The following is a 23,982-nucleotide window of genomic DNA, read 5'->3' as shown; positions in this document are numbered from 1 at the left end:
TGTGGACTTCGCAGTAAGCTTATTAACAAACGCACCAACATGACGGGATCACCATGGCGAAGAAGAAGAAAGTTGTCACCGTTGGTGCCTTGCTGGTGAACGGGGACAAAAAAGTCCTGATGGGACTGCGCTCACCATGGAAAAAAGCGTGGCCCAACCATTGGGATACACCCGGAGGGCATGTCGAACCTGGTGAAACGCTGGAGGCCGCGCTTGTTCGGGAGATGGGCGAAGAACTCGGGATTCGCCCGACCGCGTTTCAGAAAATCGGCGCAGTGGATGAGAAAAAACCGGATTTATATGGCGACTCCATCTGCCATATTTATCAGGTCACCGCATGGGACGGCGGCGAACCCCGCAATGTCTGCGATGAACATTCTAAGCTTGGATGGTTTAGCCCCAGCGATCTCGAGAAGATAAGCAATCTTGCAGATGGCGACTATCCGCGCCTTGCACGGATCGCGATAGGCGCGCGTTCTGATTAACGCTTCACCACCTTCATCGGCAGTCCGCCCTGCGGCTGAGTTGTGAGCTTTTGCACCGGCCACGGCCTTGTCGTTTCAAGTACGTCGAAACGATGATTGCGTAGCAAGATGGCAAGTGCAATCACGGCCTCCTGAAGCGCAAAGCTCGCACCGATGCAGACACGCGGGCCGGCACCAAATGGCAGATATTGAAAGCGATCAAGCTTGTCGCGATTTTCCGGCCAGAAGCGCTCCGGCATGAAGGCATCCGGCTGATCCCAATAAAGCCTGTGACGGTGGATCACCCAAGGCATGACCAGAACAGCCGTTCCCTTGGCAATTTTCAGATCGCCATAGGTGTCATCCGTCGTCGCCTCGCGATTGATTGACGGTGCTGGCGGATAAAGACGCATCGCCTCCTCAAAAGCTGCACGCGTGAACGGCAGTTTTGCCACCCATTCCTGCGGCGGCATTTCATCGCCGCCATTGGCGAAAAACGCATCAATTTCGGTCTCAACCCGTTCGCGCTCTTCCGGTGCCTTGGCGAGCAGATAAAGCGTCCAGCCAAGCGCGCGGGCTGTCGTCTCATGGCCCGCTCCGATGAAGGTAATGATATTATCCTCAATCTCCGAACGGCTTAAACCCTCCGGCCCTTCGGCGCGCAAAAGCAGCGTCAGAAAATCATTCGGGACGTCTTCGCCCTTATCCATACGCGCCTTTCGCAAGGCGATGGTATCCGCGACCAGTTCGCGGAAGAAACCAAGCGATTTATTGCCACGCAACCGCGTGAAACGTGGCAGCCAGTCCGGCAATCCCAAAAGATCGAACGGATCGACGCGGCCCATAGTTTCAAAAAGCTTGTCGATCTGGCGCGCGAAATCATTCGGATCACCCGCAATCTCGCCCGAAAAAAGCGTTTCCGCCAGAATGTCATAGGTCAGCAGCGTCATGTCATGCGCGACATCGGTGATGATACCGTTTGTCTTGTAGCGCTCTACGAACTGTTGTGAGCGGTCGCGCATGGCTATCGCAAAGCCGCCGATATGACGGGGCGTGAACACCGGTGCCATCGCCTTGCGCGAACGTTTCCAAACCTGCCCTTCCGCCGTCAGAAGACCATCGCGCAGAAGCGGTCGCAACACGCGCTGACGAATGGCGGACATGGGATAATTGGCTGCATTATCGACCAGAACGTGACGGATAAGACCCGGATCATTGGCAATGATTGTCTTGATACCAAGCCAGCTAACTTGCACCCAGGGCTCGTTGTAGGAAGGCTCGCCCCATAGTTCGAGCGGGTTTTTGTAAACCACGCGCATCATCTCGAAGCGTCCCACCGGCTTTTCACGTGGGCGTGGCGCTGGCGGCACAAATGGGTTTGCAGCTTCTTTCATGGCGATTGTGGTTTCCATTAAGTGCTCCTCGTGTCGAGAATGCCCCGTCAACTCAGAATATAGGCACCAATTGTGGCATAGCAAAAGATTGACGGGGCAAAAGCCCCGCCTGATCAATGTCGAAGATCTTTCGCGTTTTTTAAGCTGACTTGCAGAACTGCTGAAATCACATTGGAAATTTCTGCATGAATATCACCTCGTGCGCGTTTTGTAGGCGCACAGATCGGATCTGGCTCATGGATCGATTCAAGAAATGCTTCAGCATCTGCTTTGCATTCCGGCAAGAAGCTGAAATGGTCAGATTCCTGAACAGTCACATAGCTTGCATTGGGCGCAGCACTTGCAAGATGGCTCGCCTCCGTTGCCAATGGAACCGTACCTTCGCTTCCGAGATTGATATAGCTCATCGAAATATCTATCTTTTCAAGGCTCTCTGTAACATAGGCACGCGCCATACCCGGATCGATCATAACAACGGCGCGAACACGCGGATCGCGATTTGATTGTTCAAAAAAGTAGCGGTTCACGCTGCGCAGGTCAAAAGCCCCAACATTCACCGGCTCATTGTTGCGAAAGCCGATGCCATTCGCATACCAGGCACAATCCCATTGCTTATAGCTGTCGCAATAACGGGCATAATCCTCAAGACTGGTTTGGGCACCCGCCATTTTCATCACAGTCGTTCCACCAAGCGAAAAGCCGACAGCACCAATGCGATCCGTATCTATGTGCTTTTTCCAGACAACATCTTCGCTCAAAAAATCTATCACTGCCGAGAGATCGCCAACACGCTGCCAGACTTTCGGCGTTTCTTCTGGCAGTGAATCTCCCGAAGTTGTACCCGGATGATTAGGCCCGGCCACAATAAAACCTGCCTTCACCAAACCATTTGCCAGCCAGCTCATCGCTTCAACATTGCCGCCGGACCCATGTGAAAACAACACCAAGGGATAGGCACCCGAAGTTAACGGTGCACTCTCAAATGCTTGTGCGCCTTTGAAAATGCGATTTTCACCCACGGCCAATGGTGCACCGCCCTCCAGCGCAGGATACCAGATACGCAGGTTAATATCGCCTGCACGTGAAGGCGATGGAATCTGCAGCGAGCGAACGCCGACCTCGAAAGCGAAAGCGCCAAATGTCGAAGACAGGATCGCGCCTGCAGTGACAGCGAACAAAAGTCTGCTAAGCTTCATTTATTTCTCCACGCATTTTGATTTCGGATGAATTTGCTGTGGAGGTTTCCGCTATATTTTGAAGGTTTGCGTTCTCAATCATGTTTCAGGTCGCCCAATATCGCGATAAAGGACTAGAAGTCTCGACGAATGCAATTCGCAGGTCATAACCGACCGCGAGCAGAGGTGCCTTTGATCTTCATTCCCCTTCCCTTCGTCGCAGTGCTTGCCCTTTTGCTGTTGCTCATTGCGATGCTGCGCAATCGGGAACTTGTGCACCAGCACTGGCCATTCATGCTGGTGATATTTCTCAGTGCTGTGCAATCCACTCTCGTCGGCTTGCGCTGGGGCTATGAAATTACGGCATTACGCATGATTTCACCGATGATTGCATCATGCCTGCCACCTTTGGTCTATCTGGGCTTTCGTAATCTTATCCATCGCGAAAAATCATCAAAACGCCCGGCCTTCTGGTCAGCAGTGGCCCTTCCATGCCTGATAACAGCACTTCTATTTTTTGCGCCTGAATTGTTGGACGCAGCACTGTTCGCGATTTTTGTCTTCTTTGCTTCGGCACTGCTTTATATGGGGGGAGCAGGGCCGGACAGGCTTGAGGAAGCGCGTTTCGATGGTGCCATTGCTGCTCATCGCGCGCTCATTATCGCTGCAATTTCACTTTATTTTTCAGCACTTTTCGATGTTGCAGTTCTTTTGGATGCAAGCTGGAACGGCGGCAAACACACTGCATTTATCATCAGCAATGCAAATCTCATCGGCCTGTTCCTGATCGGCCTGACCGCTCTGGTCGCGAGCCATGCAATCACCGCTCCCCTCCCCGAAAGTCGCGAAGATGCGTCAGAACTATCTGCACAGGACCATGATATTCTTTTGCGCATAAAGGTTTTGCTGGATGAAACCCGGCTTTATCAGAATGAAAATCTTAATCTTACGCGATTAGCGCGAAAATCGGGTATTCCATCGCGGCAGATTTCAACGGCTATCAACCGCGTGAGCGGCGAGAATGTCTCCCGGTTCATCAACAATTATCGCATCAATGAGGCGTGCCGCCTGCTGCGCGAAACTGACATGCCAATTACCAGCATCATGCTTGAAGCGGGCTTTCAGACAAAGTCTAATTTTAGTCGCGAGTTTCGTCGTGTTACCACAACCACGCCCTCTTTGTGGCGCGAAAACAGACGTACAGAGGCCTGTGTATCCAAATGACCGCAATCCCCGGTAAATTTGGCCCTCAAATTTGGAAATATCACCGTTAACGCCTATATTAAAACCATGTTTGTCGAGTGATTCGACAGGAGTTTTTATGCTGCATCAGCGGCAGGATTTAAGGCTGCATCCGCGGCACATTTGCGAAAGATTTTCATGAGCGAGACACCAGAGATGAATTCCGAAGCCTCCGCCGAATATGGCGCGGATTCTATTCGTGTTCTGAAAGGCCTCGACGCGGTTCGCAAGCGTCCGGGCATGTATATCGGCGATACGGATGACGGCTCCGGCCTGCATCACATGGTTTACGAAGTCGTGGATAACGCTATTGACGAAGCGCTTGCCGGACATGCCACACTGGTGACTGTTTCGCTCAATGCCGATGGTTCGTGCACCGTGACCGATAACGGTCGCGGCATCCCAACCGACATCCATAAAGAAGAAGGCGTTTCCGCTGCCGAAGTTATCATGACCCAGCTGCATGCGGGCGGTAAGTTCGACCAGAACTCCTATAAGGTTTCCGGTGGTCTGCACGGCGTTGGTGTCTCGGTCGTGAATGCGCTGTCGATCTGGCTTAAACTCAAGGTTCGTCGCGCTGGCAAAATTCATGAAATTGCCTTCACCCACGGCGTTGCCGATGCACCGCTGATTGTGACAGGTGATGCCGGCAGCGAGACCGGCACCGAGGTCAGCTTTCTGCCTTCACCCGATACTTTCACAATGGTTGAATTTGATTTTGACACGCTGGAGCGCCGTCTGCGCGAATTGGCGTTTTTGAATTCAGGTGTTCGTATCAAGCTTGCTGATCGCCGACATGCCGATGTCAAAGAACATGAACTGCACTATGACGGCGGTGTTGTCGAGTTCGTCCGGTATCTCGACCAGAGCAAGAAGTCACTTCTGCAGGAACCGATTTATATCCGTAGCGAAAAAGACGGCATGACCGTTGAAGTTGCGATGTGGTGGAACGATTCCTACCACGAAAAGGTGCTTTGTTTTACCAACAACATTCCGCAGCGCGATGGCGGCACGCATTTGGCTGGCTTCCGCGGTGCACTGACGCGTCAGGTCACCGGCTATGCGGATTCATCCGGTATGACCAAGAAGGAAAAAGTCTCCCTTACCGGCGATGATTGCCGCGAAGGCCTGACAGCCGTTCTTTCGGTCAAGGTTCCCGATCCGAAATTCTCGTCACAGACAAAAGACAAGCTGGTTTCATCGGAAGTTCGCCCGGTTGTGGAAAGCCTTGTCAATGAGGCGCTTTCGACATGGCTTGAAGAGCATCCGGCTGGCGGCAAGATCATTGTCGAAAAGGTTATTCAGGCAGCAGCTGCGCGTGAAGCGGCGCGCAAGGCACGCGACATCACCCGCAAGAGCAATCTGAGCGTGACGTCCCTGCCCGGTAAGCTTGCGGATTGTCAGGAACGCGATCCGGCAAAATCAGAAATCTTCATCGTCGAGGGTGATTCTGCGGGTGGTTCTGCCAAAAGTGGTCGTTCGCGTCAGAATCAGGCCATTCTGCCGCTGCGCGGTAAGATCCTGAATGTGGAGCGCGTGCGCTTTGATCGCATGATCTCGTCCGATCAGGTCGGCACGCTGATTACAGCACTCGGAACATCCATCGGCAAGGATGAGACGCACGGCTTTAATCCTGACAAGCTGCGCTATCACAAGATCATCATCATGACGGATGCTGACGTCGACGGTGCGCATATTCGTACGCTGCTATTGACCTTCTTCTTCCGCCAGATGCCGGAACTGATTGAACGCGGTCATATCTATATTGCACAACCGCCGCTCTATAAGGTGACGCGTGGCAAGTCCTCGCAATATATCAAGAACGAAGCGGCTTTTGAGGACTTCCTCATTGAGACTGGCCTTGATGAAGCAGCTCTTGAAATGGCGAGCGGAGAAGTTCGCGCCGGGCCAGATCTTCGTTCAGTCGTGGACGATGCTCGCACTTTGCGCCAACTTCTGAGCGGCCTGCACACTCGCTACGACCGTAGTGTGGTTGAACAGGCTGCAATTGCTGGCCTTCTTAACCCGAATTCCACTGCCAATGACGCAACCGCGCAGGCTTCGGCCGCAACCGTTGCCAAGCGTCTCGACATGATTTCAGAAGAAACCGAGCGTGGCTGGACAGCACATGTCACAGACGATGGCGGCTATCGTTTTGAACGCATGGTGCGCGGTGTGAAGGATATTGCCATTGTCGATATGGCGCTGCTTGGTTCTGCCGATGCCCGTCAGATCGACCGTGTCGCTTCGCGCCTGTCGGAGGTTTTTGCCGAGCCACCATTGCTGCGCCGCAAGGACAAAAGCGATACGCTTTCCGGTCCGATGGCGCTACTTGATGCTATATTTGCGACAGGCCGCAAAGGTCTGTCCTTGCAGCGCTATAAAGGTCTTGGCGAAATGAATGCCGAGCAGCTTTGGGAGACCACACTCGATCCGAACGTGCGCTCGCTGCTGCAGGTCAAGATCAACGATGCGACCGATGCGGATTCACTATTCTCCCGTTTGATGGGTGATGAAGTTGAACCACGGCGCGAGTTCATTCAGGAAAATGCATTGAGCGTGGCCAATCTGGACGTTTAGAGCGTGTTTCGATCTGATTGAAGCAGATTGGCGCTCTAACTCCTTTTAGTTCAAGCATAATCTTATCGATCCTCGTTTCACTCCGGTCGGATTATGCTCTAGAGCGCGTTTCGGATAGAATGATAAACCCCTCGAAAGCCTAAGCTTTCGAGGGGTTTTTTTATGACACTCAGCAAATGAAAAGGCCCCGCAATGCGGGGCCTTTTCATTATTCTATCGGAAATTATTATCCGCGAGGCTTTTTGGAAAAGCCTTCACCAAACTTCTTGCCGTCCTTCTTGAAACCATCTTTCTTGAAATCACCTTTAGGCTTTGACCAACCGCCCTTGGCGCCATCACGCGGTTCCCCCTTGAAGTTATCGCTGCGTGGTTTGAAATCGCGCTTGCCTTCACGAGGCGCTGCATCGCCACCGGCACCTGCAACGGCTGTACGGATCACAAGACCCTTTTCGCCTGTTCCGCGCTCTTCGACCGAACGACGGAAATCATCAGCTTTCGAAGCAATGATTTCGAAACGGGATTCATTATCAAAAATCTTGATCGATCCCACTTCGCGCTTGGAAACATCACCGGCCTTGCAGATCAGCGGCAACAGCCACTTTGGATCAGCGCGGTGCTTACGACCGGCAGAAACCGAGAACCAGACACCGTCAAAACGTGCATTGCGGTCAAAGCGCTCGCCCTGATCTGCGCGATCACCACGATCAAAGCGTTCGCCACGTTCTGGACGATCACCGCGTTCTGAACGTTCACGCGGCTTCTTGCTGGAAATCGGATGAACAGGCGCGTCAGAAATATCTTCCGCAGCAGGCAATGCTGCGAGTTCGCGATTGAGGAAAGCGCTCGCGATCTGTTCAGGTGTATAACGCTCGGTCAGCGCCTTCAACAAATCCTGATGCTCTTCATCAATCGGCTGGCTGAAAGCTTCGCCGTTGAGAATGCGCTCATTGTTTTTGGCCTGAACCGCAGCAATGCCTGGTGCAGGAACGGTCTGCGCATCAAGCTTTGCGAGGCTCAGCAGGCGCTCTGCAATGCGACGACGCGAAAACGGAACCACCAGAACGCAAGTGCCTTTACGGCCTGCGCGACCGGTACGGCCCGAACGGTGCAGCATGGTATCCGGGTTGTTGGGAAGGTCTGCGTGGATAACCAGATCAAGGTTTGGCAGATCGATACCGCGTGCAGCAACGTCAGTTGCAACGCAAACGCGCGCACGACCATCACGCATCGACTGAAGCGCATTGTTACGCTCGGCCTGACTCAGTTCACCTGACAGCGCCACAACCGCAAAGCCGCGATTGGAAAGGCGGCTTGCCATGTGCTTCACAGCTTCACGCGTCGAGCAGAAAATGATCGAGTTCTGCGCATCGTAATAAAGCAGGGTGTTGATGATTGCATGATCGCGTTCCTGTGGAGGAACCGGCATGGCGAAATAATCAATATCGGCATGCTGACCGGCTTCACCTGCAGCTGTAATGCGCAGCGCATCTTTCTGGAAGCGCTTTGCAAGCTGCGCAATCGGCTTTGGTACGGTTGCCGAGAACATCAGTGTGCGGCGATCTGCCGGTGCTTCACCAAGAATGAATTCTAGGTCTTCACGGAAGCCCATATCGAGCATTTCGTCAGCTTCATCGAGCACGACAACGCGCAGCTGCGACATATCAAGGGCACGGCGCGAAATATGATCGCGTAAACGGCCCGGTGTGCCAACAACGATATGCGATCCGCGTTCGAGCACACGACGCTCGGAACGAATGTCCATACCACCAACGCAAGAAGCAATCACTGCACCCGTATCAGCATAGAGCCATTCGAGTTCGCGGCGAACCTGCAAAGCAAGTTCGCGCGTTGGTGCAATAATCATCGCAAATGGATTTTGCGCACGATCAAAGCGCAGGTCATCACCAAGAATGGTGGACGCCATGGAAAGACCAAAGGCAACAGTCTTGCCGGAGCCTGTCTGCGCAGAAACAAGCAAATCGCCATGAAGTGTTTCAGGCGCCAAAACGGCATTCTGAACAGCGGTGAGTGTGTTGTAACCACGAGCGGCTAATGCTCCGGAAAGAGCCGGAGCGATCGTATCAGGTAGGGACATGAGTGACTTTCAAAAAAGCTTCACAAGCCGCATACCCATCGGTCGTGAACCTTTTTGTTCACAACTCTCCTGACGACTACCGAAGCACCATAATTAGCGCCTACCTATAGGTTTGTGCTTACAACGTCAACCGCCTAAGCCCTCAATGGGCCTCATCCCAGTTATGCGCAGCACGCGCATCGACCTTTAATGGTACGGAAAGCGACACAGCTGGCATTGCGGCGTTTTCCATCACCTCACGCACCAGCGCTATCGTCTTTTCGACTTCATTTTCAGGCACTTCGAAGATTAATTCGTCGTGGACCTGCAACAGCATACGGGCTGCGAGTTTCTCTTTCTCAAGCGCATCTTCCATGCGGATCATGGCGCGACGAATAATATCTGCAGCAGCGCCCTGAATAGGGGCATTGATAGCAGCGCGCTCATTGAATGCGCGCACCTGTGGATTGGATGCTTTTATGTCGGGATAATGTGCGCGACGGCCAAAGATGGTTTCGACATAGCCATGCTCACGGGCAAAAGCCTTAGTTGCTTCCATATAATCTTTGATGCCCGGAAAACGCTCAAAATAAGTGCGGATATATTGGCCCGCTTCTTCCCGTGGAATGGACAGCTGATTGGCGAGACCAAAGGCCGAAATACCGTAAATGATGCCGAAATTGATCGCCTTGGCGCGACGGCGCACCTCTGACGGCATGCCTTCGACAGGTACGCCGAACATTTCAGACGCCGTCATGGCATGAATATCGATTCCATCGGCAAATGCTTGTTTTAGCTGAGGAATATCGGCGACATGAGCCAGAACGCGCAATTCGATCTGGCTGTAATCGGCAGAGACCAGCTTATTGCCGGGTTCGGCAATGAACGCCGTTCTGATCTTGCGACCTTCGGCAGTGCGCACAGGAATATTCTGCAAATTTGGCTCGGACGATGACAGACGTCCGGTCGATGTGGAGGCCATCGAATATGACGTATGAACGCGCTTGGTCTGCGAATGAATAAAGCCAGGCAGAGCATCAGTATAGGTTGACTTGAGCTTGGTCAGCTGTCGCCAATCCACAATCTTGCGCGGTAAAGGCAGACCTTCTGCGGCCAAATCTTCAAGCACTTGCGCAGAGGTTGACCATTGGCCTGTCTTGGTTTTGGAAGCGCCGGGAAGCCCCATTTTTCCAAACAGAATATCGCCAAGCTGCTTGGGCGAGCCGATGTTGAATTTTTCCCCGGCAAGCTCGTAGATTTCGTCTTCATAGCGAGCGGCCGACTGTGCGAAATCGCCCGACAGGCGCGAGAGAACCTGACGGTCAACCGAGATACCGCGCTCTTCCATGCGGGCAAGCACATCGACCAACGGACGTTCAAGACGCTCATAAACCGAGGCCAATCCTTCTGCGGCCAGACGCGGCTTCAGCACCTGCCATAGACGCAACGTGACATCGGCGTCTTCTGCGGCATAGACTGTCGCACGATCAATATTGACCATATCGAAGGTAACAGCACTCTTGCCGCTACCAGCCACGTCTTTATAGGCAATCGGCGTATGACCAAGCCACCGCTCGGACAATGGGTCCATGCCGTGGCCGCCGGTGCCAGCATCCAGCACATAGGAAATCAGCATCGTGTCATCGAAAGACACGGTATTGATGCCGTGGCGGCGCATGACCAGCCAGTCATATTTCATGTTCTGTGCGATTTTGAGAACAGATTTATCCTCAAGCACGCTCTTCAAAGCGGCCAAAGCTTGGCCAAGTGGAATTTGTCCCTCGACCATGCCGCCACCGAGCAAATCACCCATGCCGGATTTATGCTGAAGCGGGATATAAGCGGCTTTTCCGGGCGCAAGCGCCAACGAAAAGCCGATAAGATCGGCATGCATCGGATCGAGCGAATTGGTTTCGGTATCAAAAGCCATCAGGCCGGTTTCAACAGCCTCTGCCAACCATTTATTGAGCGTTTCAATGTCGCGAATGCAGGTATAGACGCTGGTGTCAATTTTCTGCGCAACCGCATCGGCAGCGCGTTTGGCGGCAAGCGCTTTTGGCGTATAACCATCGACAGGTGCCGTTTCATCGGCAGGCGTGCTTGCGGCGGCTTCTGACGAAGTGGCTTTGACCGCCACATCAACGTCCGGTCCGTGGGCATCCGCACCCCATTCGGTCTCAATGTGGCATGGCTCAACAGCCGAGGCATCTGTGTCAGTTGCTTCCGCCACGTGGCGCGTCAGTGACGTAAAATCCAGTGCTTTCAGGAAGCCGATCAGTTTCGGGCCGTTCTGCGGCTCAAGCACCAGACCATCGAGATCAACTTCGAGCGGCACATCGGTCTTAAGGGTAACAAGTTCTCGCGCAATTTTGGTCTGATCGGCAAAGGCAATTATATTTTCGCGGCGCTTGTTCTGTTTGATTTCGGAAGCGCGTGCCAGCAGCGTATCCAGATCGCCAAACTCTTCCAGCAATTGCGCTGCCGTCTTCGGGCCTATGCCGGGAATGCCCGGAACATTGTCGGTACTGTCGCCGGTCAGCGATTGCAGATCAATCATCTTTTCCGGCGGAACACCCCATTTTTCGATCACTTCCGGGATCGAAATCTGCTTGTCCTTCATGCCATCATACATCGACACTTGTGGCGTCACGAGCTGCATCAGATCTTTGTCAGACGATACGATGGTGACATCGCAACCTTTCGCTTCCGCGAGGCGTGCATAGGTGGCAATCAGGTCGTCAGCCTCAAAACCTTCCTTCTCAATGCAGGGAAGATTAAAGGCGCGCGTTGCCTGACGGATCAGGCCGAATTGCGGAATAAGATCTTCCGGCGGCGCGGTCCGATTGGCTTTATATTCGGGATAAATCTCTTTGCGGAACGTCTGCGATGAATAATCGAAAATGACTGCAAAATGCGTCGGCACCACACCCACATCGGTATTACGCGCATCCTTTAACAGCTTCCACAGCATGTTGCAGAAGCCCGAAACAGCCCCCACTGGCAAGCCATCCGCTTTACGGGTCAGCGGTGGCAGGGCATGATAGGCGCGGAAAATATAGCCCGAGCCGTCGATGAGGAAGAGATGATCGCCTTTTTTCATGGCTTAGAATTAGAGGAAACCACGCATAAAGAAAACCGGCCATGTGTCAGGAGTGGCATATGTCCACCGTTGGATCACACGCCGCACCGTCTAGTAAGTGAAACTACTCCAAATCTTCCTGTATGAACTCGCCAGATACGTGAATATCGATCATCTCCAGCAAGCCCGTTCCGACATTGACGTATTTATGCGCAATATTGGCCGGACCGAACACGATGCTTCCTTTGCCTGCTTCGAATTTCTCTTCGCCGAGCGTGAATAAAGCTCGACCTTTGCGCACGATAAAAATCTCATCATAGTGATGTCGGTGCAGTTTCGGACCGCGTCCGGTTTCTTCTGTTGCATAGAACATCACCGATGCGCCTGTGCCGAACAATTTGCCTTCAAATTCGCCATGCCACATATCGGGCGTCTTCGCCCAATCCTCACGGCCGAGTATTTTGGAAAGGTCCATAAGTGCCTCCGCATCACTGTTGTTTAACGCCATATGCTATCATCAGTCGTACACAGTAAGGTAACGTTTATGTTACGAATTTGTAATCTAAAATGCCCTTGAATAGCCACAGTTGCAGGGCCATTTCCTACTCATCGACAGTTCGTCGGTCGCCGGTTTTCTGACCCGTCCCCCGTTGGATACCGGTTGTCAGCGACAGCCTCATTCCCCTCTCCGGGCTGTCGCTTTTGAGTGTAGTGATATGGCCGTTGTGGTAACCCCCTCACCGCAACGGCCAATTCATTTTTGGGGCACTTTCTTCTGTCAAATTGGGTTTCTTCTTCGGGTTGCTGGTTGTAGTGTGCCAGCAGTTTTACGACTCGTCAGGAAATATTCATGTCCGCGCAATCACTCGATAAAGTCCTCAATCACATCGACGCCAATCTCGATAAAAGCATCGACCACCTGTTTGATCTTTTACGGATCAAGTCGATTTCGACCGATCCGGCTTATAAGGCCGATTGCCGCAAGGCCGCCGAATGGCTGGTCGAGGATCTCAAGACGATCGGCTTTGATGCAAGTGTTCGCGATACGCCGGGGCATCCGATGGTCGTTGCCCATCATGAAGGTGCAACACCAGATGCGCCGCATGTGCTGTTCTATGGTCATTATGATGTGCAGCCAGTCGATCCGCTGAACCTTTGGGAAAACGATCCGTTCGATCCTGCAATCAAAGACGTCGGGAACGGGCGCAAGATTCTCACCGGTCGCGGGACATCCGACGACAAGGGACAATTGATGACTTTTGTGGAAGCCTGCCGCGCCTACAAGGCTGTGAACGGCAATCTGCCTGTCAAGATCACATTGCTATTTGAAGGCGAGGAGGAATCTGGCTCGCCATCGCTCAAGCCTTTCCTTGATGCGCATAAGGATGAGTTAAAAGCCGATGTGGCGCTGGTTTGTGACACGTCGATGTGGGACACTGAAACGCCAGCGATCAGCGTTGGTCTGCGCGGTCTGGTGGGCGAAGAAATCACCATCAAGGCCGCTGACCGCGATCTGCATTCGGGTTTCTTTGGCGGCGCTGCTGCCAATCCAATTCATATCTTGAGCAAAATTCTTGCAGATCTGCATGATGAAACCGGCCGCGTCACGGTTCCGGGTTTCTATGAAGGCGTGGAAGAAACCCCGTCGCAAATTTTGCAATCATGGGAAAGCCTTGGCCGCACCGCTGAAAGCTTCCTCGGCCCGATTGGCCTTTCGATACCTTCTGGCGAAAAAGGCCGCAGCATTCTGGAACTGACCTGGGCGCGCCCGACCGCAGAAGTGAACGGCATTATCGGCGGCTATACCGGCGAAGGTTTCAAAACAGTGATCGCGGCTGAGGCTTCCGCCAAGGTTTCGTTCCGCCTCGTGCACAAGCAGGACCCGGTCAAAATCCGCGAGGCTTTCCGCGCATTCGTGCAAGAACGCCTACCAACTGATTGCTCGGTCGAGTTCCATCCGCATGGTGGCTCGCCAGCCATTCAGCTGCCATATGACTCACCACTGGTTTCAAAAGCCAAGGATGCACTTTCCGACGAATGGCCGAAGCCCGCCGTGCTGATCGCCATGGGCGGATCAATTCCGATTGTCGGCGATTTCGACAAATTCCTCGGCATGGAATCCCTGCTCGTTGGCTTTGGTCTTGAAGATGATCGTATTCATTCGCCCAATGAAAAATATGAGCTGAATTCTTTCCACAAAGGTCAGCGCTCTTGGGCACGTATAATGGCTGCTATCGCCGCCAAGTAAGGCCCGCACATGGCAGCAACCGCTGCCAAATAAGGAAGACTACATGACTATCCGTTTTCATAAAAACGATCTGCCAGACCTTGAACATTATCAGGTTGATTCAGTCGCAATCGATACCGAAACGCTGGGCCTCAACCCGCATCGCGACCGTCTATGCGTTGTGCAGATTTCGCCCGGCGACGGCACGGCAGATGTGATCCAGATCGAAGCGGGGCAGAAGGAAGCACCTAATCTGGTCAAACTTCTCAAAGACCGCTCGATCACCAAGATTTTTCATTTTGGCCGTTTCGATCTGGCGGTTCTGGCGCATGCTTTTGGAACGATGCCCCAGCCAGTCTTCTGCACCAAAATCGCATCGAAACTGACCCGCACCTATACGGACCGCCACGGCCTCAAGGAAATCTGCGGCGAACTGCTCGAAGTTTCGATTTCCAAGCAGCAGCAGTCGTCGGACTGGGCCGCAGAGGTTTTGTCGCAGGCACAGCTTGAATATGCGGCGTCAGATGTACTTTATCTGCATCGTCTGAAGGCGGTTCTCGAAAAGCGTCTTGAGCGCGATGGCCGTACGAAGCAGGCAGAAGATTGCTTTAAATTCCTGCCAACCCGCTCGGAACTAGACCTAATGGGTTGGCCTGAAACAGATATTTTCGCTCACGCGTGACTTATCAGGTAATGGCGGCATAAGGGAGCGTTCTGATCAGAACGCTCCCTTATGTTTTTTTGTCGTGCATCTTATCCGAAAACCGTTTCACACTTTTCGGGATGCGCTAAAAGCCGCCATTTTCTTTTCCGGTTCACGCTCAATTGAAGCCCAAGCCGGGCGGCGGAACAGAAACTGCCCGTAACCACTCCATTGAACAAGCCCATATAGGATGACAGGTCCGATCACCCCACTTGCGGTTGTGAGCAATGAGACGGTTCCGACATCAAAAATGCCAATCTTGAGCAGGATTGTCCGCGCAATTGCCATCGGCAGGAAGAAGGCAAGATAGATTACGATCGAATGTGCGCCAAGCCAGCTCAAGCTTTGACGAAGCACGTTTTTATCAGCAAGCAGGCTTAGGAGTGAGGAAATCGAGATGATTGCCAGGGCTCCAATAAGACCAAGCATCAGCGAAATGATCGGCAAATCGCTTACCGCGCCGCGACCATGGAGAAGATCTCCAGCAGGCGTAATCAACATAGCAAGGCTTTCAGGCACAGGCATGAAGACCAGCTTGTATTCAACAAAGCCCCAGATCAGCAACCCCACGATCCCAACCAATGGACGCTGCCGCAGCCAATCAGCAATGCGGAAAATGAGTGGCGCGAAAGCATAACCCGCGAAGAAATAGACGAAACGCGAGAAGAATTCGTCGATCATCACCCAGCCGGTATGGATGGGCAGGATTTCCAGAACGGCCAGCATTGCGAAAGTCAATCCAACCGGCACGCGCTTTAAAAGTCGCGTCGCGATGAAGAAGACCGGCAGAATGTAGATGAACCACAGTGTTCCGAACGGCTCGATGAACGCCATAAGATAGGCTTGTACGACACCGGCCATACCTGCCTCGCCTGCGATGGCCGGTGCCTTGAAAGCAAATTGGATCGTCAGCCATAAAACGTAGAAATAGAGAAAATGCACGACCTTGCGGTCGAGATAGCGACGCCATGGCCGGTCAATGACAAGACTTAGGAATAAGCCGGAGATCATAAAGAAGTCAGGCATGCGGAAGGGTTTGGCAAAGGCGACTACGTAATGCATCCAGCCCTGTTGGTCTGCGGCCTTTTCAACGCCAAGCGTAGAATGCATCATAACAACAAAAATAATGCAGATGCCTTTGGCAATATCGACCCAGTCAATTCTTTGCTGAGACACCGCCCCTATTGCCCGACTCATTTGTTCTTTCCCCCAGTTGAGCCCGCAGCCCATAATGGAATCGGAACTGAAAAGACATATTCCAGCCTTCCAGACACCAATATTAAGCATTTGATAACCATTAATCACAGGTTTTCAGCGAAAAAACCCCGAAATACGCGACTTTTGCGACTAACAAGTGAGTGTGGCCTTCTTGCTACAGACATTAGCGATCCATGGCCTATATTAGGGTCAATGAATTCAATATCCCTATTTCCCCAGTGGAGGCTAATTATGAAGCTCAAGACCCTTCTTCTCGCATCTACCGTTGCTCTCGTTGCTGCAACTGGCGCAAAAGCAGCTGACGCTATTGTTTACGAAGAACCAGCTCCGGTTATCGTTGCTCCTTCCTTCACATGGAATGGCGCATACCTCGGTGGTCAGATCGGCTACGGTTGGGGCAAGTCGCGTTTCAGCGATGATTTTGGTGCGCTCAACATCAAGCCAGACGGCTTCCTCGGTGGTCTCTATGCTGGTTACAACTTCGATCTCGGCAACAGCGTTGTTCTGGGTGTCGATGGTGACGTAACCTACAACAACCTCAAGGACAGCTATTCGGTAACTGACGCTTTTGGCACAGATAGCCTTGAAAGCAAGCTGCGCTGGTCGGGTGCCGTTCGTGCACGTGCTGGTTACGCAGTTGACCGCTTCCTGCCTTACATCGCTGGTGGTGTAGCATTCGGTCAGGTCAAGAACACACTGTCGTCAACTGTCGTACCTGCTTTCAGCGACTCGCAGAGCAAGACCCTTACCGGCTGGACCGCTGGTGCAGGCGTTGACTATGCAGCAACTGACAACATCATCGTTCGTCTCGAATATCGCTACACCGATTACGGTCGTAAGGACTTCTCTTTCAGCGATGGCGTCGATAGCGTCAGCGTTCGTGACAAGTTCAAGACCAACGAAGTTCGTCTCGGTGTTGCATACAAGTTCTAATCTGACCTGATCAGATGGACTCTTTTAAAGGCCCCGCATTGCGGGGCCTTTTTTGCGGTTAAATCCGGTTGTTTTTTGTGAACGTCGAATTTACTCCCCTTTAAACTGCCGCATTTACCATGCACGCGATTGAACGCCCTCAATATGCACAGGGTTTGACGATAAAACCGGTTACAGCGAACGTTAACCGGCCAAGCATAACAGGGCGGATCTGGAGAAACATGGCATCGCGAGACGGCAGGAACGGACGCATCGAACCTTCTTTCGGCAAACAAGCAGCCAAGGAACAGGAAGAGGACGTGTTTCGCGTCGATGAAGAGGAGCGCATGGCCAGAACACCACGCAAGGGCAACAAGCAACAGAACAGAGAACCACGCAGTTCGCGCCGCAACACAAAAAAGCGCGGCGGTTTCTTTGGTTTTGCCCGCCGGGCATTTTATTGGTGTCTGGTGCTTGGTCTGTGGGGTGGCATCGCTTTTGCTGGCATGCTTGTCTATTTCGCAGCAAAAATGCCGCCAACAACCGACTGGACTATTCCCGATCGTCCGCCAAACGTGCGCATTGTTGATGTTCAGGGTGGCCTGATTGCCAATCGCGGCACCACAGGCGGCGAAGCGGTGAGCCTTGCTGAAATGTCGCCTTTCATTCCGCAAGCCGTCATGGCTATCGAAGATCGTCGCTTCAAATCACATTTCGGCATCGATCCGATTGGGCTGGCACGCGCAGTTGTAACCAATGTTACCTCTGGCCGCGCCGTGCAGGGTGGCTCTACACTCACACAGCAGCTTGCGAAAAACCTGTTTCTCTCGCCTGACCGCACCCTGGAACGTAAGGTACAGGAAGTGATGCTCGCTCTGTGGCTTGAGCATAAATATACCAAAGATCAGATTCTTGAGATGTATCTGAACCGTGTCTATCTGGGCTCCGGTGCATATGGTGTCGATGCCGCCTCGCGCCGTTATTTCAATAAACCCGCCAAAGACGTGAACCTGATGGAAGCAGCAACGCTTGCCGGTCTGCTCAAAGCGCCATCGCGGCTTTCGCCTGCACGTGACCCGGAAGCAGCCGCCACTCGCGCCAGATTGGTGCTGGGTGCCATGCGCGAAGAAGGCATGATCGACGATCGTCAGGTAGCGATTGCTGAAAGTGAACCGCCAACGCGCGCTCCCTCTTACTGGCAGGGTTCAGAGAATTATTTTGCAGACCGTGTGGTTGCCGAAATTCCAGCGCTTATCGGCGAAACAAAGAGCGACATCACGGTTGAGACCACTGTCGATCTCAATCTTCAGCGTGTAGGCGAAGAAGCGATCAAAGATCAGATTTCCACAAACGGCAAGAAGATGAATGTGAGCCAGGGAGCGCTTGTTTCCATTGACGGTACGGGTGCCGTACGCGCTCTGGTAGGTGGATATGACTATGCCGCCAGCCAGTTTGATCGCGTCACCGATGCGCGCCGTCAACCAGCATCGTCATTCAAGCCTTTTGTCTATCTGACCGCACTCGAACAGGGGCGCACGCCAGACTCCGTGCGTAACGATGCGCCTGTGCGTATCGGCAAATGGACGCCGAGCAATGACAACGGCAAATATATGGGCGAAGTCACGCTTGCGACCGCCCTCTCCCACTCGCTCAACTCCGTTTCGGCTCAGCTTGTGATGGAAGTTGGCCCGCAGACTGTCATTGATACAGCCCACCGCCTTGGTGTTCAGTCAAAACTCGAACCCAATGCCTCGCTGGCTCTTGGAACCTCGGAAGTGTCGCTTTTAGAACTCACCGATGCCTATGTGCCCTTTGCCAACGGCGGCTATCGTGCTCCAGTCTACTTCATCACCAAAATCACCGACGCTGACGGCAAAGTGCTGTATCAGCGACAGGACGGTATCGGCCCACGCGTCATTGATGAACGCAATGTCGGCATGATGAATGCCATGTTGCGCAAGACGGTGGAAGATGGCACTGCCAAGCGTGCTGCCTTTGGCTGGCCTGCCGCCGGAAAGACCGGCACCAGCCAGAATTTCCGCGATGCCTGGTTTGTCGGCTATACCTCTAACCTTACCACAGGCGTGTGGTTTGGCAATGATGATGGCAAGGGCATGAAACGCGTTTTCGGTTCAACCCTTCCGGTTGCGGCATGGAAAAGCTTCATGCAACAGGCGCATAAGGGTGTGCCAATTGCCGAGCTTCCCGGTCATTACGATATTCAGAACATCGTGCCCGGTGGCAGCGATGGTATCGATCCGAACAATCCATATGACCCTGGAGTGATGCCTCAAAGTGGCAATGAGCCAATGGCCAGTACCGGTGATGATGGCTATTGGCCACCCGCACCCGACTCTCCCGCCCGCAACACGGTTCAGCAGGGAGAGCAATCGGGCATGCCCGCCAATTATCCGGCAAATGACAATGGCGCCCCCTTGCCTCCCGGTGATGTTGGAGGTCAGCCACAACAAAATCGTGATTCAACCACGCTCCTCGACATCATCATGGGAAATACACAATAAGGGATGCGGGAAGGGATGCGGGCCGGTCGTTGATCGGCCCTTATCACAATCAAGTGAAACCATGTCGAGCGTCGATCTGATTTCATCAGACCGGCACTCCAATCATTTATTTTAACGCGCATCTTATCCGAAAACCATTTCACACTTTCGGGATAGGCTCTAATTTACCAATTAAATACACTCGAAATCCTGAGCGGCTTAGTCTATTCAAAGATTGAGAGTGAGGTTTTCATGTCTACAGTTTCCCACACCGATGTTTCCAAATCTGATACTCCCAAGCCAGATACGGAACGCAAGACCCTTGTGTTGACAGGCGCAAGCCGCGGCATTGGTCATGCGACGGTCAAGCGCTTTTCGCGTGCTGGCTGGCGCGTCATCACCTGCTCGCGTCAGGACTTTTCTGAAAACTGCCCATGGCCAGCAGGCCCGGAGGATCACATCAAGGTCGACCTTGCAGATCAGGAAGATGTCGGCAAAGCCATTTCTGAAATCCGCCGCAGGCTGGAAGACAATGGCAGCAAATTGCATGCGCTCGTCAACAATGCCGGGATTTCGCCAAAAGCCGAGGGTGGTCGTCGGCTGAACTCGATTGAAACGCCTATGGCGGCATGGCGCGATGTGTTTCAAGTGAACTTCATGGCGCCGATAATGCTGGCACGCGGATTGTTCAAAGAACTGGAAAATGCGCAAGGCTCAGTCGTCAATGTGACCTCCATCGCCGGAAGCCGCGTGCATCCTTTTGCAGGAACCGCCTATGCTACATCCAAGGCAGCGCTTGCCGCTCTCACCCGCGAAATGGCCTCTGACTTTGGCCCGCACGGCATTCGGGTGAATGCGATTGCGCCGGGTGAAATCGACACGGCGATCCTGTCACCCGGGACTGAAAAGCTTGTAGAGCAATTGCCAATGCGACGGCTTGGCAAGACGTCGGAAGTGGCAGAAACCATCTATTATCTGTGCTCGGAAGCCTCGTCCTATGTGACAGGCTCGGAAATCCACATCAATGGCGGCCAACACGTATAATTAAAAGATGAGTTGAACTTATGATCCTATGTTGCGGTGAAGCCCTGATCGATATGCTGCCACGCGAAACGGCCAATGGCGAGACCACCTTCCTGCCGCTCGCAGGTGGATCGGTGTTCAATTCAGCGATTTCCCTTGGGCGGCTCAATGTGCCGACGGGGTTTTTCAGTGGCCTTTCATCGGATTTTTTCGGCGAAGTTCTGCGCGATACGCTGGCCCGCTCCAATGTCGATTATTCGTTTTCCGCCATCTCGGGTCGCCCGACCACCCTGGCCTTTGTGCGGCTGGTTGATGGGCAGGCACGCTATGCGTTCTACGATGAAAACACTGCATTGCGCATGCTTTCGGAAAGCGACATACCGCCGGTCGACGATACAATTGCAGCACTACTCTTTGGCTGTATCAGCCTGATTTCAGAGCCATGCGGGAGCGTTTACGAAGCGCTGATGACGCGGGAAGCATCCAAACGCGTCATGTTTCTTGATCCGAACATTCGTACGGGTTTCATCACTGACCGCGAAAAGCATCTGGCGCGCATGAAACGCATGATTGCACTGGCCGATATTGTGAAATTGTCGGACGAAGATCTCGAATGGTTCGGTGAAAAAGGCTCCTATGACGAGATTGCAGCCGAGTGGCTCAAGCTTGGACCGAAGCTCATCGTGATTACCAAAGGCGCGCATGGTGCCGATGCCTATAGCCCGAGCGCAACTGTTCGCGTTCCCGGCGTGAAGGTCGATGTGGTGGACACGGTCGGCGCAGGCGATACGGTCAATGCCGGAATTCTCGCAAACCTCCATAGTCAGGGGCTGCTTAACAAGGATGCCGTCGCGAAACTCGATGAAGATCAGATTCATGCAGCCGTGGCACTCGGAGTCCGTGCGGCCGCGATCACCGTTTCACGCGCTGGCGCCAATCCGCCATGGGCGACGGAAATGCGTGATTGACCATAATTGTTTCCTTGACCCAACGCATCCTGCACATTCTATAAGAGAAAGGGCGGAAACGAATCGAAGTTAGGCAAAGGACATGTCATTGAACGTCTTGCGTATAGCTGCCTTCTCGCAAGGTAATCAGGGCGGCAATCCTGCCGGTGTGCTGATTTCTGAAAAACTCCCTTCTGCTGAAGAAATGCAGAAAATCGCCAAAGATGTTGGCTTTTCGGAAACGGTTTTTGCCATGCCGGAAGCGGATAGCTGGCGCGTGCGCTATTTTGCGCCGGAAATGGAAGTGCCTTTTTGCGGTCATGCGACCATTGCGCTGGGCGCAGCGTTGGCCATGCGCGAGGGCGATGGAGCGTTCACGCTCAAGCTCAACAATGCGACGATAAAGGTCGAAGGGCGCAAGGAGGGCGATCTGTTTTCCGCCACGCTTCAATCGCCGGGCACCCGAAACCGTGCGGCTTCCGAAATCGAAATCGAGCAGGCGCTAGCGCTATTCAACTATGAAAAAGAAGATCTGGCACCGGGTATTCCGCCTGCGCTCATCCACGCGGGTGCGGATCATATCGTGCTGGCTTTGCGCTCACGCGAAAAACTCGCATCCATGCATTATGATCTTCCGCGCGGCAAAATTTTGATGAAACGGCAGGGCTGGACAACGATCCTCCTGGTGCATTCAGAAACGCCACAGCGCTTTCACAGCCGCAATCCCTTTGCCTCAGGCGGGGTGTATGAAGATCCGGCAACCGGTGCATCGACTGTGGCCTTTGCGGCCTATCTGCGTGATCTTGGCTGGCCGCATGGCGGGTCTATCGAAGTGTTTCAGGGCGAAGATATGGGTGTCCCATCGCATCTTCGCGCCGAAATCGGCCATGTGCGCGGCGAATCTATTCGCCTTTCCGGCACTGCTCGGTTGATAGAATAATTTCGATAGAGCGGTCCCGTTAAAGGGTAATGTCGGAACCGCTCTATCTATTTATTTAGTTTACGCATTATCAGACGCAAAACCGCTTCGCACTTTTGCTGGAAATGCTTTCGCGCAACTCGTCAAACTCTGACGAGCTGCTCCACGCGCTCTTCATTACCAAAAAACTTCAGATAGCGTTCGACTTCCTTCGGATCACCGGTCGCCTTCTGCGGATTGTCGGAAAGTTTGACCGCCGGACGGCCATTGGCATCAATCACCTTGCAAACCAGCGATATGGCCTTGAGGCCGTGAATGGTCGTCGGCGCACACCCGGCAAAATCATTGGTAAGGTTCGTTCCCCAACCAAAACTCATGCGAACACGGCCTTCAAAATGGCGATAGGTTTCCTCGATCGTATCGACATCGAGCGCATCGGAGAAAATCAGCAGTTTTTCGCGCGGGTCTTTGCCGCGTGATTTCCACCATTCGATAATGCGTTCACCGCCTTCAATCGGCGGCGCGCTGTCAGGACGGAAGCCTGTCCAGTCGGCCACCCAGTCGGGTGCATTGCGCAGGAACGCTGCCGTGCCAAATGCGTCGGGCAGAACAATCAGCAGATTGCCGCCATAATAACGGTTCCAGTCCTGCAAAACGCGGTAGGGCGCGGTACGCAGTTCATCATCCGTATTTGCAAGGGCCGCCAGCACCATCGGCAATTCATGCGCATTGGTGCCCAGCGCTTCCAGATCATTATCCATCGCCAACAGCACATTGCTGGTGCCCGTGAATGCGCTGCCGATGCCTTCTTTCAGCGCTTCCACACACCAGCGCTGCCACAGAAACGAATGACGGCGACGTGTGCCGAAATCTGAAATCTTGAGGTCCGGCAAGTCACGCAGCCGCTCGACCTTGCTCCACATCTTGGCTTTCGCACGCGCATAAAGCACATCAAGCGAGAATGGTCCGAGGTTCTTCATCGCAGCACGCGAGCGAAGTTCATTGATGATGGCCAGTGCCGGGATTTCCCACATGGTCGTGTGCGACCAAGGTCCATGAAAATGCAGCTCATATTGGCCATCAACGCGGCGCAACTCATATTCGGGGAGTTGGAAATCAGGAAGCCAGTTAAGAAATTCCGGCTGAAAAATCTGCTTACGGCCATAAAAACTGTTACCCGCCAGCCAGATCATCTCTTTCTTGGTGAAACGCAGCGTGCGCGCATGATCGAGCTGCGCGCGCAACTCACCTTCATCAATTTCATCAGCAAGGCGCACGGTCGTCGTGCGGTTGATCAGCGCAAAGGTCGCATCCACCTTGGGGTAAAGTCCCCAAATCATCTGCAACATCAAAAGCTTATAGAAATCTGTATCCAGAAGGCTGCGGACAATCGGATCGAGCTTCCATGCGTGGTTAAAGACGCGCCGTGCAATATCGGTTTTGGCCATGACGGCCTCCATTCCACAAGAATATGCTAAACCACACCAAATGCCTGGCAGCAAAAAAGAAAGGCGGATTTTCACC

The 23,982-nt window shown here is 53.2% G+C and carries 17 protein-coding genes; 10 read left to right on the top strand and 7 right to left on the bottom strand.

Features of this window, described 5'->3' with window-relative positions; genetic code table 11:
• Positions 1 to 53 precede the first annotated feature (53 nt).
• The gene (locus tag CEV31_RS06250; protein ID WP_094506160.1) at positions 54 to 485 is read left to right on the top strand and encodes an NUDIX hydrolase; all 432 of its coding nucleotides are present in this window, start codon (positions 54 to 56) and stop codon (positions 483 to 485) included.
• Here CEV31_RS06250 and CEV31_RS06245 read toward each other — a convergent pair.
• Complete coding sequence (locus CEV31_RS06245) at positions 482 to 1,858, bottom strand: cytochrome P450 (RefSeq protein ID WP_094506546.1); 1,377 nt, start codon at positions 1,856 to 1,858, stop codon at positions 482 to 484. The genes CEV31_RS06250 and CEV31_RS06245 overlap by 4 nt on opposite strands.
• A 113-nt stretch (positions 1,859 to 1,971) precedes the next feature.
• Positions 1,972 to 3,054: an alpha/beta hydrolase family protein gene (locus CEV31_RS06240; RefSeq protein WP_169717311.1), complete on the bottom strand. Its 1,083-nt coding sequence runs from the start codon at positions 3,052 to 3,054 to the stop codon at positions 1,972 to 1,974.
• A gap of 129 nt (positions 3,055 to 3,183) precedes the next feature.
• Between CEV31_RS06240 and CEV31_RS06235 the strand changes: the two genes are divergently transcribed.
• A complete protein-coding gene (locus CEV31_RS06235; RefSeq protein WP_235818043.1) occupies positions 3,184 to 4,257 on the top strand; it encodes a helix-turn-helix domain-containing protein in 1,074 nt (357 codons plus the stop codon).
• A gap of 156 nt (positions 4,258 to 4,413) precedes the next feature.
• The gene (gyrB, locus tag CEV31_RS06230; RefSeq protein WP_094506159.1) at positions 4,414 to 6,855 is read left to right on the top strand and encodes a DNA topoisomerase (ATP-hydrolyzing) subunit B; all 2,442 of its coding nucleotides are present in this window, start codon (positions 4,414 to 4,416) and stop codon (positions 6,853 to 6,855) included.
• Positions 6,856 to 7,081: 226 nt separating this feature from the next.
• Here gyrB and CEV31_RS06225 read toward each other — a convergent pair whose 3' ends face one another.
• From CEV31_RS06225 to CEV31_RS06215, 3 genes are all read right to left on the bottom strand, one after another.
• The gene (locus CEV31_RS06225) at positions 7,082 to 8,950 is read right to left on the bottom strand and encodes a DEAD/DEAH box helicase (protein WP_094506158.1); all 1,869 of its coding nucleotides are present in this window, start codon (positions 8,948 to 8,950) and stop codon (positions 7,082 to 7,084) included.
• Between the two features lie 142 nt (positions 8,951 to 9,092).
• The gene (gene polA, locus CEV31_RS06220) at positions 9,093 to 12,029 is read right to left on the bottom strand and encodes a DNA polymerase I (RefSeq protein ID WP_094506156.1); all 2,937 of its coding nucleotides are present in this window, start codon (positions 12,027 to 12,029) and stop codon (positions 9,093 to 9,095) included.
• A gap of 103 nt (positions 12,030 to 12,132) precedes the next feature.
• Positions 12,133 to 12,483 carry a cupin domain-containing protein gene (locus tag CEV31_RS06215; RefSeq protein WP_094506155.1) on the bottom strand — a complete coding sequence of 117 codons (351 nt, stop codon included), beginning with the start codon at positions 12,481 to 12,483 and terminating at the stop codon, positions 12,133 to 12,135.
• Positions 12,484 to 12,858: 375 nt separating this feature from the next.
• On the opposite strand from CEV31_RS06215, the gene CEV31_RS06210 reads away from it, so the two are divergent.
• Positions 12,859 to 14,256 carry a dipeptidase gene (locus CEV31_RS06210; protein ID WP_094506153.1) on the top strand — a complete coding sequence of 466 codons (1,398 nt, stop codon included), beginning with the start codon at positions 12,859 to 12,861 and terminating at the stop codon, positions 14,254 to 14,256.
• A 43-nt stretch (positions 14,257 to 14,299) separates the two neighbouring features.
• Positions 14,300 to 14,917: a ribonuclease D gene (locus tag CEV31_RS06205; protein WP_094506152.1), complete on the top strand. Its 618-nt coding sequence runs from the start codon at positions 14,300 to 14,302 to the stop codon at positions 14,915 to 14,917.
• 87 nt (positions 14,918 to 15,004) lie between these two features.
• On the opposite strand, the gene CEV31_RS06200 is transcribed toward CEV31_RS06205, so the two are convergent.
• Positions 15,005 to 16,135: an acyltransferase family protein gene (locus CEV31_RS06200; RefSeq protein ID WP_094506543.1), complete on the bottom strand. Its 1,131-nt coding sequence runs from the start codon at positions 16,133 to 16,135 to the stop codon at positions 15,005 to 15,007.
• Between the two features lie 252 nt (positions 16,136 to 16,387).
• On the opposite strand from CEV31_RS06200, the gene CEV31_RS06195 reads away from it, so the two are divergent.
• The 5 genes from CEV31_RS06195 to CEV31_RS06175 all read left to right on the top strand — a co-directional run bounded on the left by CEV31_RS06195 (position 16,388) and on the right by CEV31_RS06175 (position 22,479).
• On the top strand, positions 16,388 to 17,089 hold the full coding sequence (locus CEV31_RS06195; protein ID WP_094506151.1) for an outer membrane protein: 702 nt from the start codon (positions 16,388 to 16,390) through the stop codon (positions 17,087 to 17,089).
• A 221-nt stretch (positions 17,090 to 17,310) separates the two neighbouring features.
• Positions 17,311 to 19,590 (top strand): transglycosylase domain-containing protein, encoded by a 2,280-nt coding sequence (locus CEV31_RS06190; RefSeq protein ID WP_094506542.1) that lies wholly within the window; start codon positions 17,311 to 17,313, stop codon positions 19,588 to 19,590.
• A gap of 231 nt (positions 19,591 to 19,821) precedes the next feature.
• Positions 19,822 to 20,613, top strand: coding sequence for an SDR family NAD(P)-dependent oxidoreductase (locus CEV31_RS06185; RefSeq protein ID WP_094506150.1), 792 nt, complete (start codon positions 19,822 to 19,824; stop codon positions 20,611 to 20,613).
• Between the two features lie 20 nt (positions 20,614 to 20,633).
• On the top strand, positions 20,634 to 21,560 hold the full coding sequence (locus tag CEV31_RS06180) for a carbohydrate kinase family protein (RefSeq protein WP_094506148.1): 927 nt from the start codon (positions 20,634 to 20,636) through the stop codon (positions 21,558 to 21,560).
• An 88-nt stretch (positions 21,561 to 21,648) separates the two neighbouring features.
• The gene (locus CEV31_RS06175) at positions 21,649 to 22,479 is read left to right on the top strand and encodes a PhzF family phenazine biosynthesis protein (RefSeq protein ID WP_094506541.1); all 831 of its coding nucleotides are present in this window, start codon (positions 21,649 to 21,651) and stop codon (positions 22,477 to 22,479) included.
• A gap of 122 nt (positions 22,480 to 22,601) precedes the next feature.
• Here CEV31_RS06175 and pncB read toward each other — a convergent pair whose 3' ends face one another.
• Entirely contained in the window at positions 22,602 to 23,906 is a 1,305-nt protein-coding gene (gene pncB, locus CEV31_RS06170) for a nicotinate phosphoribosyltransferase (protein WP_094506540.1), read from the bottom strand.
• Positions 23,907 to 23,982 lie beyond the last annotated feature (76 nt).

Source organism: Brucella thiophenivorans (assembly GCF_002252445.1).
Lineage (GTDB): Bacteria > Pseudomonadota > Alphaproteobacteria > Rhizobiales > Rhizobiaceae > Brucella > Brucella thiophenivorans.
This window is presented reverse-complemented; position numbering and strand designations above follow the sequence as displayed.

Coding starts and splice junctions, on each gene's coding strand:
- CEV31_RS06240 (WP_169717311.1), bottom strand. CDS start 3,054: ATGAAGCTTAGCAGACTTTTGTTCGCTGTCACTGCAGGCGCGATCCTG.
- CEV31_RS06205 (WP_094506152.1), top strand. CDS start 14,300: ATGACTATCCGTTTTCATAAAAACGATCTGCCAGACCTTGAACATTAT.
- CEV31_RS06215 (WP_094506155.1), bottom strand. CDS start 12,483: ATGGACCTTTCCAAAATACTCGGCCGTGAGGATTGGGCGAAGACGCCC.
- polA (WP_094506156.1), bottom strand. CDS start 12,029: ATGAAAAAAGGCGATCATCTCTTCCTCATCGACGGCTCGGGCTATATT.
- gyrB (WP_094506159.1), top strand. CDS start 4,414: ATGAGCGAGACACCAGAGATGAATTCCGAAGCCTCCGCCGAATATGGC.
- CEV31_RS06245 (WP_094506546.1), bottom strand. CDS start 1,858: ATGAAAGAAGCTGCAAACCCATTTGTGCCGCCAGCGCCACGCCCACGT.
- CEV31_RS06180 (WP_094506148.1), top strand. CDS start 20,634: ATGATCCTATGTTGCGGTGAAGCCCTGATCGATATGCTGCCACGCGAA.
- CEV31_RS06250 (WP_094506160.1), top strand. CDS start 54: ATGGCGAAGAAGAAGAAAGTTGTCACCGTTGGTGCCTTGCTGGTGAAC.
- CEV31_RS06200 (WP_094506543.1), bottom strand. CDS start 16,135: ATGAGTCGGGCAATAGGGGCGGTGTCTCAGCAAAGAATTGACTGGGTC.
- pncB (WP_094506540.1), bottom strand. CDS start 23,906: ATGGCCAAAACCGATATTGCACGGCGCGTCTTTAACCACGCATGGAAG.
- CEV31_RS06185 (WP_094506150.1), top strand. CDS start 19,822: ATGTCTACAGTTTCCCACACCGATGTTTCCAAATCTGATACTCCCAAG.
- CEV31_RS06210 (WP_094506153.1), top strand. CDS start 12,859: ATGTCCGCGCAATCACTCGATAAAGTCCTCAATCACATCGACGCCAAT.
- CEV31_RS06190 (WP_094506542.1), top strand. CDS start 17,311: ATGGCATCGCGAGACGGCAGGAACGGACGCATCGAACCTTCTTTCGGC.
- CEV31_RS06195 (WP_094506151.1), top strand. CDS start 16,388: ATGAAGCTCAAGACCCTTCTTCTCGCATCTACCGTTGCTCTCGTTGCT.
- CEV31_RS06225 (WP_094506158.1), bottom strand. CDS start 8,950: ATGTCCCTACCTGATACGATCGCTCCGGCTCTTTCCGGAGCATTAGCC.
- CEV31_RS06235 (WP_235818043.1), top strand. CDS start 3,184: ATGCAATTCGCAGGTCATAACCGACCGCGAGCAGAGGTGCCTTTGATC.